This window comes from Synechococcus sp. WH 8016, assembly GCF_000230675.1.
Lineage (GTDB): Bacteria > Cyanobacteriota > Cyanobacteriia > PCC-6307 > Cyanobiaceae > Synechococcus_C.
The window spans coordinates 277,774-292,152 of record NZ_AGIK01000003.1; the positions used below are offsets into that span (position 1 = coordinate 277,774).

At 57.1% G+C, this 14,379-nt stretch carries 13 protein-coding genes; 9 read left to right on the forward strand and 4 right to left on the reverse strand.

All coding sequences use genetic code 11. From position 1 onward, the window contains the following. The first annotated feature begins 89 nt into the window (after nucleotides 1-89). Together SYN8016DRAFT_RS09920 and SYN8016DRAFT_RS09925 are read left to right on the forward strand one after the other, a co-directional pair. Entirely contained in the window at nucleotides 90-1,112 is a 1,023-nt protein-coding gene (locus SYN8016DRAFT_RS09920; protein WP_038014391.1) for an RpoD/SigA family RNA polymerase sigma factor, read from the forward strand. 43 nt (nucleotides 1,113-1,155) lie between these two features. Then, nucleotides 1,156-1,767, forward strand: a complete 612-nt coding sequence (locus SYN8016DRAFT_RS09925; RefSeq protein WP_006854258.1) for a diacylglycerol/polyprenol kinase family protein — start codon at nucleotides 1,156-1,158, stop codon at nucleotides 1,765-1,767. 29 nt (nucleotides 1,768-1,796) lie between these two features. Here SYN8016DRAFT_RS09925 and SYN8016DRAFT_RS09930 read toward each other — a convergent pair whose 3' ends face one another. Further along, nucleotides 1,797-2,855, reverse strand: a complete 1,059-nt coding sequence (locus SYN8016DRAFT_RS09930; RefSeq protein ID WP_006854259.1) for a 3-deoxy-7-phosphoheptulonate synthase — start codon at nucleotides 2,853-2,855, stop codon at nucleotides 1,797-1,799. On the opposite strand from SYN8016DRAFT_RS09930, the gene SYN8016DRAFT_RS15960 reads away from it, so the two are divergent. The 4 genes from SYN8016DRAFT_RS15960 to SYN8016DRAFT_RS09945 are packed head-to-tail and all read left to right on the forward strand — an operon-like array spanning nucleotide 2,854 to nucleotide 8,746. After that, nucleotides 2,854-2,976 (forward strand): hypothetical protein, encoded by a 123-nt coding sequence (locus SYN8016DRAFT_RS15960; protein WP_256364597.1) that lies wholly within the window; start codon nucleotides 2,854-2,856, stop codon nucleotides 2,974-2,976. The genes SYN8016DRAFT_RS09930 and SYN8016DRAFT_RS15960 overlap by 2 nt on opposite strands. After that, nucleotides 2,970-5,552, forward strand: a complete 2,583-nt coding sequence (gene acnB, locus SYN8016DRAFT_RS09935; RefSeq protein WP_006854260.1) for a bifunctional aconitate hydratase 2/2-methylisocitrate dehydratase — start codon at nucleotides 2,970-2,972, stop codon at nucleotides 5,550-5,552. Before SYN8016DRAFT_RS15960 ends, acnB begins: the two co-directional genes overlap by 7 nt. Before the next feature lie 19 nt (nucleotides 5,553-5,571). Beyond that, complete coding sequence (locus SYN8016DRAFT_RS09940; protein ID WP_006854261.1) at nucleotides 5,572-7,026, forward strand: ClC family H(+)/Cl(-) exchange transporter; 1,455 nt, start codon at nucleotides 5,572-5,574, stop codon at nucleotides 7,024-7,026. A gap of 34 nt (nucleotides 7,027-7,060) precedes the next feature. Continuing rightward, the gene (locus SYN8016DRAFT_RS09945; RefSeq protein WP_006854262.1) at nucleotides 7,061-8,746 is read left to right on the forward strand and encodes a radical SAM protein; all 1,686 of its coding nucleotides are present in this window, start codon (nucleotides 7,061-7,063) and stop codon (nucleotides 8,744-8,746) included. Here SYN8016DRAFT_RS09945 and SYN8016DRAFT_RS09950 read toward each other — a convergent pair. Together SYN8016DRAFT_RS09950 and purU are read right to left on the reverse strand one after the other, a co-directional pair. After that, nucleotides 8,682-9,977 (reverse strand): O-antigen ligase, encoded by a 1,296-nt coding sequence (locus SYN8016DRAFT_RS09950; RefSeq protein ID WP_006854263.1) that lies wholly within the window; start codon nucleotides 9,975-9,977, stop codon nucleotides 8,682-8,684. The genes SYN8016DRAFT_RS09945 and SYN8016DRAFT_RS09950 overlap by 65 nt on opposite strands. Then, on the reverse strand, nucleotides 9,974-10,828 hold the full coding sequence (gene purU, locus SYN8016DRAFT_RS09955; protein ID WP_006854264.1) for a formyltetrahydrofolate deformylase: 855 nt from the start codon (nucleotides 10,826-10,828) through the stop codon (nucleotides 9,974-9,976). Before purU ends, SYN8016DRAFT_RS09950 begins: the two co-directional genes overlap by 4 nt. Nucleotides 10,829-10,928: 100 nt before the next feature. Here purU and psbQ point away from each other — a divergent pair, with 100 nt between their 5' ends. The 3 genes from psbQ to pstS are packed head-to-tail and all read left to right on the forward strand — an operon-like array spanning nucleotide 10,929 to nucleotide 13,543. Then, nucleotides 10,929-11,387, forward strand: a complete 459-nt coding sequence (gene psbQ, locus SYN8016DRAFT_RS09960; RefSeq protein ID WP_006854265.1) for a photosystem II protein PsbQ — start codon at nucleotides 10,929-10,931, stop codon at nucleotides 11,385-11,387. Nucleotides 11,388-11,401: 14 nt separating this feature from the next. Beyond that, nucleotides 11,402-12,490: an FAD-binding oxidoreductase gene (locus SYN8016DRAFT_RS09965; RefSeq protein WP_006854266.1), complete on the forward strand. Its 1,089-nt coding sequence runs from the start codon at nucleotides 11,402-11,404 to the stop codon at nucleotides 12,488-12,490. A gap of 48 nt (nucleotides 12,491-12,538) precedes the next feature. Then, entirely contained in the window at nucleotides 12,539-13,543 is a 1,005-nt protein-coding gene (pstS, locus tag SYN8016DRAFT_RS09970) for a phosphate ABC transporter substrate-binding protein PstS (protein ID WP_038014401.1), read from the forward strand. A gap of 162 nt (nucleotides 13,544-13,705) precedes the next feature. On the opposite strand, the gene SYN8016DRAFT_RS09975 is transcribed toward pstS, so the two are convergent. Then, a partial coding sequence (locus tag SYN8016DRAFT_RS09975; protein ID WP_006854268.1) for a carbohydrate porin occupies nucleotides 13,706-14,379 on the reverse strand: 674 nt, incomplete at its 5' end.

The window sequence follows — 14,379 nt, forward strand, 5'->3', positions numbered from 1 at the left end:
AGCGAGCTACCGAAAGGCTTCAGAATTGCAACCGCCACTAAGCGCTCAAGGTGCTAAGTTTCGCCCAAATTCGTCAGGAGACCAGGGTGATGGGGATCCCTCTGGAGTCCAATGAGGCTGCCCCTAAAGGCACCTCTAAGGAACCTTTATTGCCGACAGCTAGTCGACGCAATACAGCCAATCATTCACGTGGCACAAGCTCCGGCAGAACAAGTCGTTCGGGTGGACGCTTGGCCACCGATTCAATTGGTCATTACTTAAGCAGTATCGGACGTGTACCACTCCTAACGGCTGCTGAAGAAATTGAGCTTGCCCATCATGTGCAAGCCATGAAAGAGCTTCTTGACATTCAAGAAGAAGACCGGACTCCTAAACAACGCCATCGCATCCGGATGGGGAAGAGAGCACGCGACCGGATGATGGCTGCCAACCTCAGGTTGGTTGTGAGTGTCGCCAAGAAATATCAAAATCAAGGCCTCGAACTTCTTGACCTCGTTCAGGAAGGGGCGATCGGGCTCGAACGTGCTGTCGACAAATTTGACCCGGCGATGGGTTACAAATTTTCGACCTACGCCTACTGGTGGATTCGGCAAGGGATGACACGGGCGATCGACAACAGTGCGCGCACGATCCGTCTGCCGATTCATATCAGTGAAAAGCTGTCGAAAATGCGCAAGATCACCCGGGAGCTCTCCCATCGTTTCGGGCGTCAACCGAACCGTTTGGAGTTGGCTCATGCCATGGGTATTGAACCGAGAGACCTCGAAGAACTCATCTCCCAAAGCGCCCCCTGCGCTTCTCTTGATGCTCACGCCCGTGGCGAAGAAGATCGCAGCACCCTCGGAGAACTGATCCCAGATCCCAACGGCGATGAGCCGATGGAAGGCATGGATCGCAGCATTCAGAAGGAGCACCTGGGCGGCTGGCTCTCACAGCTCAATGAGCGCGAACAAAAAATCTTGCGTTTACGGTTCGGCCTTGGTGGAGAAGAACCCCTCACCCTTGCCGAAATTGGCCGTCAAATCAATGTGTCACGAGAACGCGTCCGCCAACTCGAATCCAAAGCCATTTTGAAATTACGCACGATGACCAATCATCAACAGGCCGCCTGAGTCGTCCTTGCCTCTGCCATCTCTCTTGCTCATCGCCCTCTGGATGGCCGGTGTCTTAGGCAGCGCTCTGATCTGCCGTCAACGCTGGCCCAATCAACGCGAGCTGAGTCGAAAGATTGTTCACATCGGCACTGGACCGGTTCTTCCACTCGCCTGGTTTCTCCGCATTCCAATCGCGATTGCAGTGCCTTTCGCTGTGGTGGTCACCGTGATCACCTTGATCAATCACCGTTGGCACTTGCTACCTGCGGTGGAGGATGTGGGTCGAAAGAGCTACGGGACCGTTGCCTATGGCGTCGCCATCTGTCTGCTTCTGATCCTGTTTTGGGCTGAAAATCCAGCTGCTGCCTGTGCTGGTGTGCTGGTGATGGCGTTCGGTGATGGCCTAGCAGGTCTGATTGGACGCGCCATTCGTTCCCCAAACTGGACGGTCTTGGAGCAGCGCAAGTCCTTGATCGGCACAAGCACGATGGCCATCACCAGTGCTGTGGTGTTGTTCGCCTTAGTACTAGTGACCCAAAGTCCACTCAACCCACTTCGACTTTTGGCCGTCTGCTCGTTGGCTGTCGGGCTCGAACAAATGAGCGTCTGGGGCATCGACAACCTGTCCGTGCCCCTTGGCGTAGCCCTGAGTTGGACCTGGATGACAGCCTGATCAAGGCCAACGCCTAACGCGTCTGCGAGTTAGCTGAATCTTGCCTTGGCCACAGAGGCAGCAAGCTCTCCCAGAAGGTCAGCGGTGGTTTCGATGCTGATGCATGCGTCGGTCACGCTCTGCCCGTAAGTGAGGGTGGATAGATCTGAAGCCAACTTTTGGTTGCCTTCCACGAGATGGCTTTCAATCATCACTCCCATGATGTGATCCAGTTTTTGGTCCACCTGAGCAGCCACTGCCTGTAGGACCTCACCCTGACGGCGGTAGTCCTTATTGGAATTGCCATGGCTGCAGTCCACCATCAAGCGATCAGGCAGACCTGCACCAGCCAATTCCGCAGCTGAATCCTGAATCGCTTCCAAGTGATAATTAGTCCCGCGATTGCCACCCCGTAAAACCAAGTGACCGTCGGGGTTTCCTGTGGTGCTAACGATCGACGCATGACCCTCACGATTGATGCCGAGAAAATGATGGGGCTTGGATGCAGCCTGCATGGCATTAATCGCAATCGTGGCGCTGCCATCGGTGCTGTTCTTGTAGCCAATAGGCATCGACAAGCCTGAGGCCATTTCACGATGGGTCTGGCTTTCTGTGGTGCGTGCACCAATCGCGGTCCAGCTGATTAAATCCGCGATGTACTGAGGAACCACGGGATCCAACAGCTCTGTTGCGGTGGGCATTCCCTCCCGCGCCAAATCGAGCAACAGGGAGCGAGCCATCCGTAGCCCAGTATTGATGTCATAGGAGCCATCGAGATGGGGATCGTTAATCAACCCCTTCCATCCCACGGTGGTGCGGGGTTTTTCGAAATACACCCGCATCACAATCTCCAGCTCAGCGGAATGGCGCTCACGCAAGGGCGCCAAACGACGGGCGTAGTCCCTGGCCGCCTCCACGTCATGGACAGAACAGGGCCCCACAATCACCAAGAGTCGGCGGTCCAATCCACGCAGGATGGCTTGGATGCGGCTGCGAGCCGTCGCCACCGTTTCTAAAGCCGTTGGATCAATGGGCAGGTCACGATGCAACAGAGCCGGTGGAATCAGTGGTCGCGTGTCCACCACATGCAGATCGTGGGTGGTGGTCATGCCTTGGCCTGAAATTCAATCCAGATTACGCAAGGCGATCCACTGCAACAAACAACAGGGTGGAACGCTGACCAACAACAATGGTGTGTATCGCTGTCTGCGCCGCCAAAACCGATGCTGAGCACCTATCGCGAGAACGCCAAGGAACGGGAAGGTCAGGGCATCCCGCCGCTTCCTCTTGATGCCGCTCAGACACAAGCCCTCACGGAACTTCTTCAAAATCCACCGGCGGGAGAAGAGCAGACCTTGCTGCACCTGCTGAGCGAACGCATTCCCCCCGGCGTGGATGAAGCGGCCTATGTCAAAGCAACCTGGTTAAGTGCCGTCGCTCAAGGCAAAGCATCCAGCCCATTGGTGGCGCCTTTGGAGGCGGTGCAATTGCTCGGCACCATGGTCGGCGGGTACAACGTCGCCGCACTGATCGAACTGCTGAAGCATCCAGACGAGACGCTTGCGAGCTGTGCCGTTCAAGGACTTAGCCGCACCCTCTTGGTCTACGACGCATTCAATGACGTCATGGAGCTAGCGACCAGCAACCGTTACGCCCAACAGGTGGTGGACAGCTGGGCTGCAGCGGAATGGTTTACCCGGCGAGATCAACTCTCCGAAGAGATCACCGTCACCGTGTTCAAGGTGGACGGCGAAACCAACACGGACGACCTCTCACCAGCCACCCACGCGACCACCCGTCCCGACATCCCATTGCACGCCCTGGCGATGTTGGAAACCCGTGATCCAGAGGGACTCAACACCATTGAAACCCTGAAGAAGAAAGGTCATCCCGTGGCCTATGTGGGTGATGTGGTCGGCACCGGAAGCTCTCGAAAAAGCGCCATCAACTCCGTGCTGTGGCACACCGGCAATGACATTCCCCATGTTCCCAACAAGCGCGCCGGCGGAGTGATCATTGGCGGCAAGATTGCTCCCATCTTTTTCAACACTGCGGAAGATTCAGGCGCCTTACCGATTGAGTGCGATGTCAGTGATCTGAACACCGGTGACGTGATCACGATTCGCCCTTACGCCGGCACGATCGAACGCGATGGCGAGGTGATCAGCCGATTTGAACTCAAGCCGAGCACGATCAGCGACGAAGTGCGTGCTGGTGGTCGCATCCCACTGATGATTGGTCGCGCTCTCACCGACAAGGTGCGCAGCCAACTGGGACTAGCTCCTTCTGAAACGTTCATCCGGCCTAGCGCCCCTGCCGACACGGGAAAAGGCTTCACCTTGGCGCAAAAAATGGTGGGCAAAGCTTGCGGTCTTCCAGGCGTCCGTCCCGGCACGAGCTGTGAACCGCTGATGACCACCGTTGGCAGTCAAGACACCACCGGGCCGATGACCCGGGACGAAATGAAGGAATTGGCCTGCCTGGGCTTTTCCGCTGATTTGGTGATGCAGAGCTTCTGCCACACCGCCGCTTACCCCAAACCGGTAGACCTGCAAACCCAGAAAGAACTGCCTGATTTCTTTGCCCAGCGCGGCGGTGTCGCCCTACGCCCCGGTGACGGCATCATCCACAGCTGGCTCAATCGGATGCTCTTGCCCGACACCGTGGGCACAGGAGGTGACAGCCACACCCGGTTCCCCCTCGGCATTTCTTTTCCAGGAGGCTCAGGGGTTGTGGCCTTTGCTGCCGCCATCGGCGCGATGCCCCTCGACATGCCCGAATCGGTGCTGGTCCGGTTCAGCGGCTCTCTTCAGTCGGGGGTCACACTCCGCGATGTCGTGAATGCGATTCCCTGGGTCGCGATCCAAAAGGGCCTGCTCACCGTGGAAAAAGCCAACAAGAAGAACGTCTTCAATGGCCGAATCATGGAAATTGAAGGGTTGCCAGATCTCAAGCTGGAGCAAGCCTTCGAACTCACGGACGCCACGGCGGAACGCTCTTGCGCAGGCTGCACCATCAAATTGTCCGAAGCCACCGTGAGTGAATATCTGAGCAGCAATGTGGCACTGCTCAAAAACATGATTGCGCGCGGCTACAGCGATGCCCGCACCCTGGCGCGACGGATCAAGGTGATGGAGGACTGGCTGGCCAACCCCCAACTCCTTCAAGCCGATGACGACGCTCAATACGCCGAAGTGATTGAGATCAATCTCGATGAGCTCACCGAACCCGTCCTCGCCTGCCCGAACGATCCCGACAACGTGAAGCTGCTCAGCGAAGTGGCTGGCGAAGCCGTTCAAGAGGTGTTCATCGGCTCTTGCATGACCAACATCGGCCACTACCGCGCCGCGGCCAAAGTGCTCGAAGAAGCCGGCGACATCGCTGCCAGGCTTTGGGTTTGCCCGCCCACGCGTATGGACGAGGACATGCTCAAGCAAGAGGGCTACTACGCCACATTTGAAGCAGCCGGCAGCCGCATGGAAATGCCAGGCTGCTCGCTCTGCATGGGCAATCAAGCCCGAGTCGGTGACAACACCACCGTGTTCTCCACCAGCACTCGCAACTTCAACAACCGGCTTGGCAAAGGAGCGCAGGTCTTCCTGGGAAGCGCTGAATTAGCCGCTGTCTGCGCCCTGCTCGGGCGCATTCCCACACCCGATGAATACCAAAGGATCGCCGCTGAAAAGATCGATCCACTCTCCGCAGAGCTGTACCGATACCTCAACTTCGACCAAATCAATAACTTCGTCGAACAGGGCCGAGTGCTGAGCGCTACGGAACAAGCGGAGGTCATGGCCGGCGCCTAAACGGCATCCGCTCAAAGCCATGACAGCAGCTAGCGACCTAGAAGAAAAACAAGATCCATCCGGTTCGAGTCGGAGCATTCGCCGGCTGCTGGAACGCCGCTGGCTGGTTGTTGTGCTCGCCTTGATGTTCACGGGGCTTGGCGCAGCCCTCACCGGAGTGTTGTTCAAGTTGGGCATCAAAGTTTTAGGGGCCTGGCGCCTGGAACTGCTGGCAGACCTTCCTGCTTGGGCCGTTCTGCCTGGCTTAGGCGCAACAGGTGGTTTGGTATCCGGATTGCTTGTGTCTCGGCTGGCACCCTCAGCAGGTGGATCCGGAATCACCCACATCATGGGATTCCTGAAACATCGGGCCGTCCCGATGGGTCTCAAGGTGGGCTTGGTGAAGCTGATAGCCGGAATTGTCGCGATCGGCAGTGGTTTCCCCCTCGGGCCGGAAGGTCCCGCTGTTCAGATGGGGGGATCGGTGGCCTGGCAACTTGCCCGTTGGCTAAGAGCACCTGCGGCATTCCGTCGCGTGCTCGTCGCCGCGGGCGGTGGAGCTGGGATTGCGGCTGTGTTTCACGCTCCGATTGGCGGATTTTTCTACGCCATTGAGGAATTACTGCACTCCGTAAGGCCAGTAGTAATGCTGCTGGCGATCGTCACCACCTTTTTGGCAGATGCCTGGGCGGATGTATTGGGGCTCGCGGGTTTAAGCACGGGCGGCGGTGGGCTGAACACTGGCCTTGGCTTTCAGCTGGAGAAGGAATACGAACCACTGGTGAGTTTTTTACCCATAGATCTGGGCTACCTGATTGGCTTGGGCGTCGTGGTGGGAGTTCTTGCCGAGCTGTATTGCCGCTATGTCCTCGCCATGCAGAAACAAGGGCATCGTTGGTTCGGTGACCGCCTCGTTCTGCGCATGGTGATCAGCGGAGCACTGCTAGGTGGGGTGTATGCATGTCTCCCCTCTGCATTTCACAATCTCGAAGGCTTACAAGACCTCATCGGTGATGGGAAAGCTGATATTCCAATGGCGCTCGGCACCTTTGTGGTGCTGTTTTTCAGCACCGGATTAGCAGCAGCATCTGGTGCACCCGGAGGCTTATTTTTTCCAATGCTGACCCTGGGCGGTGCGATCGGCCTCGCCTGTGGGATTTGGGTGGAAGCACTCACCGGCCACGTCCCCAGCACCTATGTCTTTGCAGGGATGGGCGCCTTCGTGGCCAGTTGTTCGCGCACGCCGATCACGGCCATGTTTTTGGCCTTCGCGTTAACGAAGAACTTGTTAGTCCTGAAACCAATTCTGGTGGCCTGCTTGGCGAGTTTTCTGATCGCACGTCTGTTTGATCACCGCTCGATCTACGAACGACAGATGGGGCTTGAGTTTCTCGAGGAAGATCACCTCCAAGCCGAAAACGAACGTCGGGCCTTTCAACCACCCAAACCCCAATCAGACAAAGACGAGCCAGACCCCGAAGACCACAACCCCTAGGAATTGTCTCTGCTCCGTTGATCCTGCAGGATGCATGGGTGATGCATGGGCGCTGCTGAACCGCGAAACCCTTCTGTTTGAACCTGCTGCACCCGAAGCAGGGGCACTGAAAACAGTGCTGGCCTTTCCCAGCACTTACACCGTGGGCATCACCAGCCTTGGCTACCAACTCGTATGGGCCAGCTTGGCCATGCGCTCTGACCTCGATGTCAGGAGACTGTTTACAGATCAGGGAGATCCGCAACACCGTCGCTGTGATCTGTTTGGACTGTCCCTGAGCTGGGAACTCGATGGACCGGTTCTGTTGGATCTCCTCGAGCAACAACGCATTCCCCTTTGGAGCCATGAACGGGGTGATCAGGATCCAATCGTGTTTGGTGGCGGTCCCGTTTTAACCGCCAACCCCGAACCCCTGGCCCCATTTTTTGATGTCGTGCTGCTTGGGGATGGAGAAGAACTGCTGCCCACCTTCATCGATGCCGTCCAGCAGATGCGGGACGAACCCCGTCACAAGCGACTTCGTCACCTAGCGCAGATCCCCGGCATCTACGTGCCCGATCTTCATGCTCCGCAGTTCAGTGCCGACGGTGCCCTGCTGGGCATCAAACCCAGAGAAGCCGATCTACCGGAGCGAATCGCCAAGCAAACCTGGAGGGGCAACAGCCTGAGCCATTCCACGGTGATCACCCCTGAGGCCGCCTGGCCCGACATTCATATGGTGGAGGTGGTGCGCAGCTGCCCAGAACTGTGTCGCTTTTGCTTGGCGAGTTATCTCACCTTGCCCTTCCGAACCCCGTCTCTTGATGACGGCCTCATTCCTGCCGTCGAGAAGGGGCTTCAGGCAACCCGTCGTCTTGGCTTGCTAGGTGCCTCCGTCACCCAACATCCCCAGTTCAGCGATTTGCTGGAGTGGCTGGATCAAGACCGCTTTGATGATTTACGCGTCAGTGTGAGCTCCGTACGAGCGGCCACCGTGACCCCGCAACTAGCGGGAACCTTGAGTCGCCGCGGTAGCAAGTCGGTCACGATCGCCATCGAAAGCGGAAGTGATCGGATGAGACGCGTCGTGAATAAAAAACTCAGCCGCGAGGAAATCAACGACGCAGCCCGGTACGCCAAAGAAGGAGGACTGAAAAGCCTCAAGCTCTACGGAATGGTGGGACTTCCCACGGAGCAGGACGACGACGTCGAGGCCACCGCCGATCTGCTGCTGGATCTGAAAAAACAAACTCCAGGCCTGCGCTTCACCTTGGGCGTGAGCACCTTTGTTCCTAAAGCCCACACACCCTTTCAGTGGCAAGGGGTCATGCCAGAGGCTGACAAACGCCTCAAACGACTCGCCAAACGCCTCAAACCCAAAGGGGTGGAACTCCGGCCTGAAAGCTACGGCTGGAGCGTGATCCAGGCCCTGCTCTCCCGCAGTGACCGTCGACTCGCACCAGTGATCGCCGCGGTGAGGGGCTCTCAAGAGAGTCTTGGTGGTTGGAAAAAGGCCTATCGAGCCGCACGGTCGGAGGAATTACCTGCCGCTAGCTCTGCCGGAGTGCCTTTGCCCCGGCCCCCCGCCTGGGAGGAGGTGGTTCATCACACCTGGGCCGATCACCAGATTCTTCCCTGGTGTCATCTCGATGGTCCCCTCCCCAGCGACACGCTTCTTAAGCATCAACGTGAAGCGCTGAGTCCAGAGAACGCTCCTGAAAGCGCTCCTGATTCGGTCTGAGCAAACAGCGCAATCCCGCCAGCAAAATCCAGCCAGCAATATTCACGCGGCTATCAAAAAACGGCAAATCGGTCCCATGCAGCACCATCAAGATCAGCACCGCTGCCCACCAGGCACGATCAAACAATCGTGTGACCCCACGACGGAGTGCCACGATCAACAAAGCCAACACCAGCCCTGCCACCAAAGCCGCCACCGGTAAACCATGTGCAATGGCCAGTTCAAGGGGAAGGTTGTGAGCATGGCCATGCCATTTCCCCGTTCTGAGCGGATAAATCACCGAAAAAGCCGCTGCCCCCCATCCCAGCCAGGGCCTCTCAGCGATCAACTGAACCGCCACACCCCACTGACTCAGGCGCGTGGAGGCAAGGACGCGCTCACCAGCGTGCTGGCTATCACTGAGCCTTCCCCAGATCGCCTCTGGCACCAACGAGCGCGCGGGGGCCTGAATCAACAGCGGCACCCCAGGAACAACAGAGAGAGTCAACAGCCCAAGGCCAACCACCAGCAGCGGCACCAGCCAAGACCAACTCATAGGACCCAACACAATCGGTAGCACCAGCACCAACGCGCCCCAGCCATTCCTCGACTCGGTGAGCACGAGGGCCGTCACAAAAGCGGCCACCAAGCCAAGAACAACACTTCTCCGCAGCTTGCTCAGGCCCGGCTGAATCAGTGCTGCAAGCGCCAACGGCCAAACCAGAGCCAACCAGGCTGCAGCGATATTGGCGTAATCAAACAGTCCTGAGAGGCGACCCTCCGGTTCACCACCAGGGGTCATGAACCAAATAATCGAACCACCCAGGACTTGCCAGGGACCTTGCCAGCCCCACCAAAGTTGTCCCAAACCCGTCAACACCACGGGGAAGCTACCGGCCACAAGCCAAAGCGCAGAACGACGGCGTGCCTCAGCCGAACTGACGTAGGGCTGAAAGCCCCAAAACGCCCAAAAGAATGGCAACCAGTTCCCCATGCCGACCCAGGCCAGGGACCCGGAATAGGAGCCGAAGCATCCAATCACCATCAACAAGGACGCCAAAAACAAAGGCGCGTTCCAGGGGTCACGCCAAAACGGACGCTCACTCCTCCAACTGCTCATGAGCAGAGAGGGAAACAACAACAAGCTGGCCAGCAGCGCCGAAGAGGGCAGCAAGAACAAGCCAATCTGGAAACATCGCCAACCCCAGCGCGACGCTTGGTGCGGGCGGGATGCATCGATGCGCTGGATCATGCGAACACCGCCGTCCGGCCGCGATACACCATGACCTGCCGGCAGAGATGCAAGCGCAGAGCCCGGGCCAAGGCCAATCGCTCCGTGTCACGGCCCTTACGAATCAAATCCTCCACCTCATCGCGATGACTCACAGACAGGGTGGCCTGCTCAATGATCGGACCATCATCTAAGTCTTCGGTGACGTAATGCGCCGTGGCACCGATCAACTTCACGCCCCGGTCCCAGGCGCGGTGATACGGCTGAGCACCTTTAAAGGCAGGCAAGAACGAGTGATGGATATTGATCACCTGGGAGAAGCGCTCTAAAAAATCGCCACTCAGCACTTGCATGTATTTCGCCAACACAGCGAGTTCAATGCTGTGCTCTTCAAGAAGGTCAAGAATGCGGTTTTCCGCGTCCCGCTTGGTTGCCGGAGTGACCGGTACGTGCACAAATCGTCCACCAAAATCACCACACAATGGCTCCAAATCGGGATGATTGGAGATCACTAACGCAACCTCCATCGGCAATTCACCGCTGCGAGAGCGCCAAAGCAAATCCAGCAGACAGTGGCTCTGCTTACTCACAAAGATCGCAACACGGGGCAACTCATCGGAGAAATGGAGCTGGGCCTCACCGCCGAGCCGCTCCGCAAGGGCAGAAACCGCTGGCTCAATCGCGTGCCGAGGCAACCCGAATCCATCAAGCTCCCACTCAATCCGACTTAAAAACAACCCTGCACCCGAGTCGGTGTGATGGTCAGCGTGACGAATGTTGCCGCCGTTGGCTGCCACCCAACCAGCCAGCTCACTCACAAGTGCTGACCGATCAGGACAGATCAGTTGAAGGATGACCGTTGAGCCGTTCACGCGCAGCAGATATTCACAAGTTCATTCTCTCTTGGCAGTCATTGCTCGGGGAACGGAATTACGCAGGTAAACTCGCGGACTCCCTTCTCTACCGATCCCCATGCTGAGCGCCCTGCGTCGCCTCGCTGCGTTTTGCCTCTGCGTGTGCCTCTGCTTCGGCCTCGCGGCCTGCAGCGGTAATGGCAATGCCAAGCCCGCAACGATTAGCCCTGAAGACATGGCAGTCATCCGTAGGCAAGCCGAGGGATTCACGCAAGCCCAGGAACGTCTCCCAGATCTGGCAGCCCTTGTTAATCAGCGCGATTGGACCTTTACCCGCAACCTGATTCACGGACCGATGCAAGAGGTCGGTCGCGAGATGCTGTACATCAATCAGCGCCTCCTTCCAAACGACCGGGCCGAAGCCAACAAGCTGGCGACCAAGCTCAAAGAAGCTCTCGCTGATGTGGATGAGGCCGCCCGTCTCCAAGACGGAACACGCTTGCAAAAGTCCTACACATCCGTTGCAACGGGTTTTGCTAATTACGCCCGCGTTATTCCCGCCGAAGCGTTGAGCTGATTACCTCGATTGCCGTGATTGGTGCTGGTGCCGTCGGCGCCGGCACGGCTTGGCATCTGGCCCGTCAAGGACACACCGTCACGTTGATCGACCCGTCGTTAGACGCGCCGATTCAGCGCAGCAACGAAAGTGACCAATCCCTCAATGGCACGACCGCTTCGCTTGGCGTGTTGATGGGGAACGTCTTCCGTCGATCAAGCGGACGGGCTTGGCGGCTGCGTCAACGCAGCATGGAGCTTTGGCCTCAATGGGTGGAGAGGCTGAATCATCCGGATACGCCCCTGCAGCTCCACTCTCCTCTGATCCAACTGGCTTCTGACCCAATGGAGGCAGAACGCATGGAGGCTTTAGCCAATCAACGCCATGACCTTGGGCTCGAAAGCTTCAGCTCAGTGAACACGGGATCCCATCCAGTCCCCTGGCCCAATCCTGGGGGGCATGGAGGATTGCTTTCCAAACATGACGGACGGATTGATCCCCTTGCCCTGCAACGGGCGCTAAGACGCAGCCTCAAGGCAGAAAAGGTCGGGCTTGTACCGGCTCGCGTGACAAAACTCCATCGAACGAGCACCGGGGAAGACAACCGCTGGCACCTGGAGTTGGACTCAGACCACACCATCGACTGCGCCGTTGTTGTGCTCTGCACAGCCTTGGCCAGTGCATTGTTGCTCCAACCTCTTGGGCACGACTATCCAATGGGTGCAGTGCTTGGCCAGGTGCTGGATCTTCAAGTCTCGGCCCCCAGCAAGGCATGGGATCACTGGCCAGCAGTACTGGTTTGCAATGGAGTCAATCTGATTCGCCATGGCAACAACCGTCTTTGGCTTGGAGCAACCCTGGAACAAGGCGAGAAACCTTCCACTGAAGAGCCTGCAATCATGCGGCGATTGGATGGCCTGGCACCCCACTGGCTGCAACAGGCCGAGGTGATCGATCAATGGCATGGCCTCAGGGCCAGACCCTCTGGACAGCCAGCACCATTGCTTGACGTGTTGGAGCCAGGCTTGATTCTGGCCAGCGGGCATTATCGAAACGGAGTTCTTTTGGCGCCTGCTACGGCAGACTGGGTTTGTCAGCAAATCTCGATCTTTATTGGTCTTTGACACCTCAGATCTAGAGATGACATGCAAGTAAATCGCTCCTTCGATCTCATGCTTCGCCGTTTCTTGAGCCCCTCAAGCACTGCACTGATCAGCGTTGCTGCCGCTTTCAGTCTTGCTGCCTGCTCCTCGAGCGATCAGGGAACTGGCAAACAACAAGGCCGACTATCAGCAGCGGGGGCCTCATTCCCAGCTGCGATTTACCAACGCTGGTTCCAAGATCTGGCACCACAAGGAATTCAGGTCAATTACCAATCCGTTGGATCAGGTGCAGGAGTCCGTCAATTAACTGCAGGCACCGTTGACTTCGGGGCTTCTGACAAGCCAATGCAAGCCGAAGCCATTGCCAAAGTGAGTCGCGGCGTCGTCCAGGTTCCGATGACAGCAGGCGCCATCGCGGTGGCATATCACAATCCAGGCTGTGAATTGAAGCTCACACGAGAGCAACTTGCTGGAATCTTTTTAGGCAAGATTCGTGATTACAAGGAGTTGGGCTGCCAATCCAAAGCCATCAAAGTGGTGCATCGCTCCGATGGCTCTGGCACCACTTACAACTTCACGAAGCACCTCTCTGCCATCAGTTCGGAATGGAGCAACGCTGTAGGCGCCAATAAATCCGTTCAATGGCCTACAGGCGTAGGAGCAAAAGGCAATGAGGGTGTCGCCGCTCAACTCACCCAGATTGATGGTGGGATTGGCTATGTCGAGCTGGCCTATGTCAAAGGGGATTTACAAGCGGCTGCCATTCAAAACGGCTCCGGAGAAAAAGTGGTGCCAACCAATGCCACGGCAAATCGTGCCCTGGGTTCCATCGACCTCGGACCCAATCTCATCGGTAGCAATGCCAATCCAGAGAACGGATATCCGATCGTGACCTTCTCCTGGGTGCTGGCTTACGCCAACGGCAACGGAGCCAACACGGATGTACTCAAATCAACCTTCGATTACATGTTGTCGGAGGAATCCCAAGCGAAAGCTCCCGCGCTGGGCTACATCTCCCTTCCTCCAGAGGTGATCGTTCGAGCCAAAGCAGCGGCTAACACGATTAAGCAGTAAGCCACCAGCAGAAACCACGATGGATAAGTTTTTGCAGCTAGGCGTGGACTTCAGACAATCACTTTAGAAGCCAATTCTCCATTAAAAATCTCATACTCTTCTGCAATATGGGGAAAGCAAATAAGAGAACATTCCTCAAAAGGGGGATCAATCTTTTAGTGATCAGAACTTGAAGGTGGTCTTCAGGAGGCCGCCAAAGCTATTGAACTGAGTGTCTCTGGAATTGTTCTGACGGTCGCCACCGAAGGCACGGTTACCACCATCAGTCAGATCGCCATAAGGGCGGCTGAGGTAGTAGATCGCAGGAGTCACAGAGATGTTGTCGGTGACTTGGAACTGGTACCAGAATTCCCAGGCGTAGTTGCCGTCTGCAACGAAGTCTGAATTCGAAACGTCGTTGCGATAGTCAACGTTGGTCACGAAGGTGGGCTGACCAACGGCCATACCCAAGGTGTTGCCCTTCAAGAAAGCGTCAGCCCACTGAAGGCCCACATACCAGGACTGCGTTGTAGCGGAACGGAACACACGAGTGTCATCACCATCGGTGACGCTGTTGTAGCCCCAGCCAGTACTGATGGAGGGGATCCAACCTGCTTCCTCAGGGGACCACCAAGCGCTCAAGCCAACAGAAGAACTGTTGCCGTTAGAAGTGAAGGTGTTGGCAAGAGGTGTGCCGTTACCTGCGTACAAAGAACCACCATTGTTCTTGGAGGTGTAGTTGTAAGCAGCTGCGAGGCCCCAATTCTCAGGAGCGTATGCAATCTGAACAGTTCCGTTGGAGCCAGCACAATCGGTAGCGAGACCGCCAGTGCCTGCTCCACATGTGTCATCGAAAA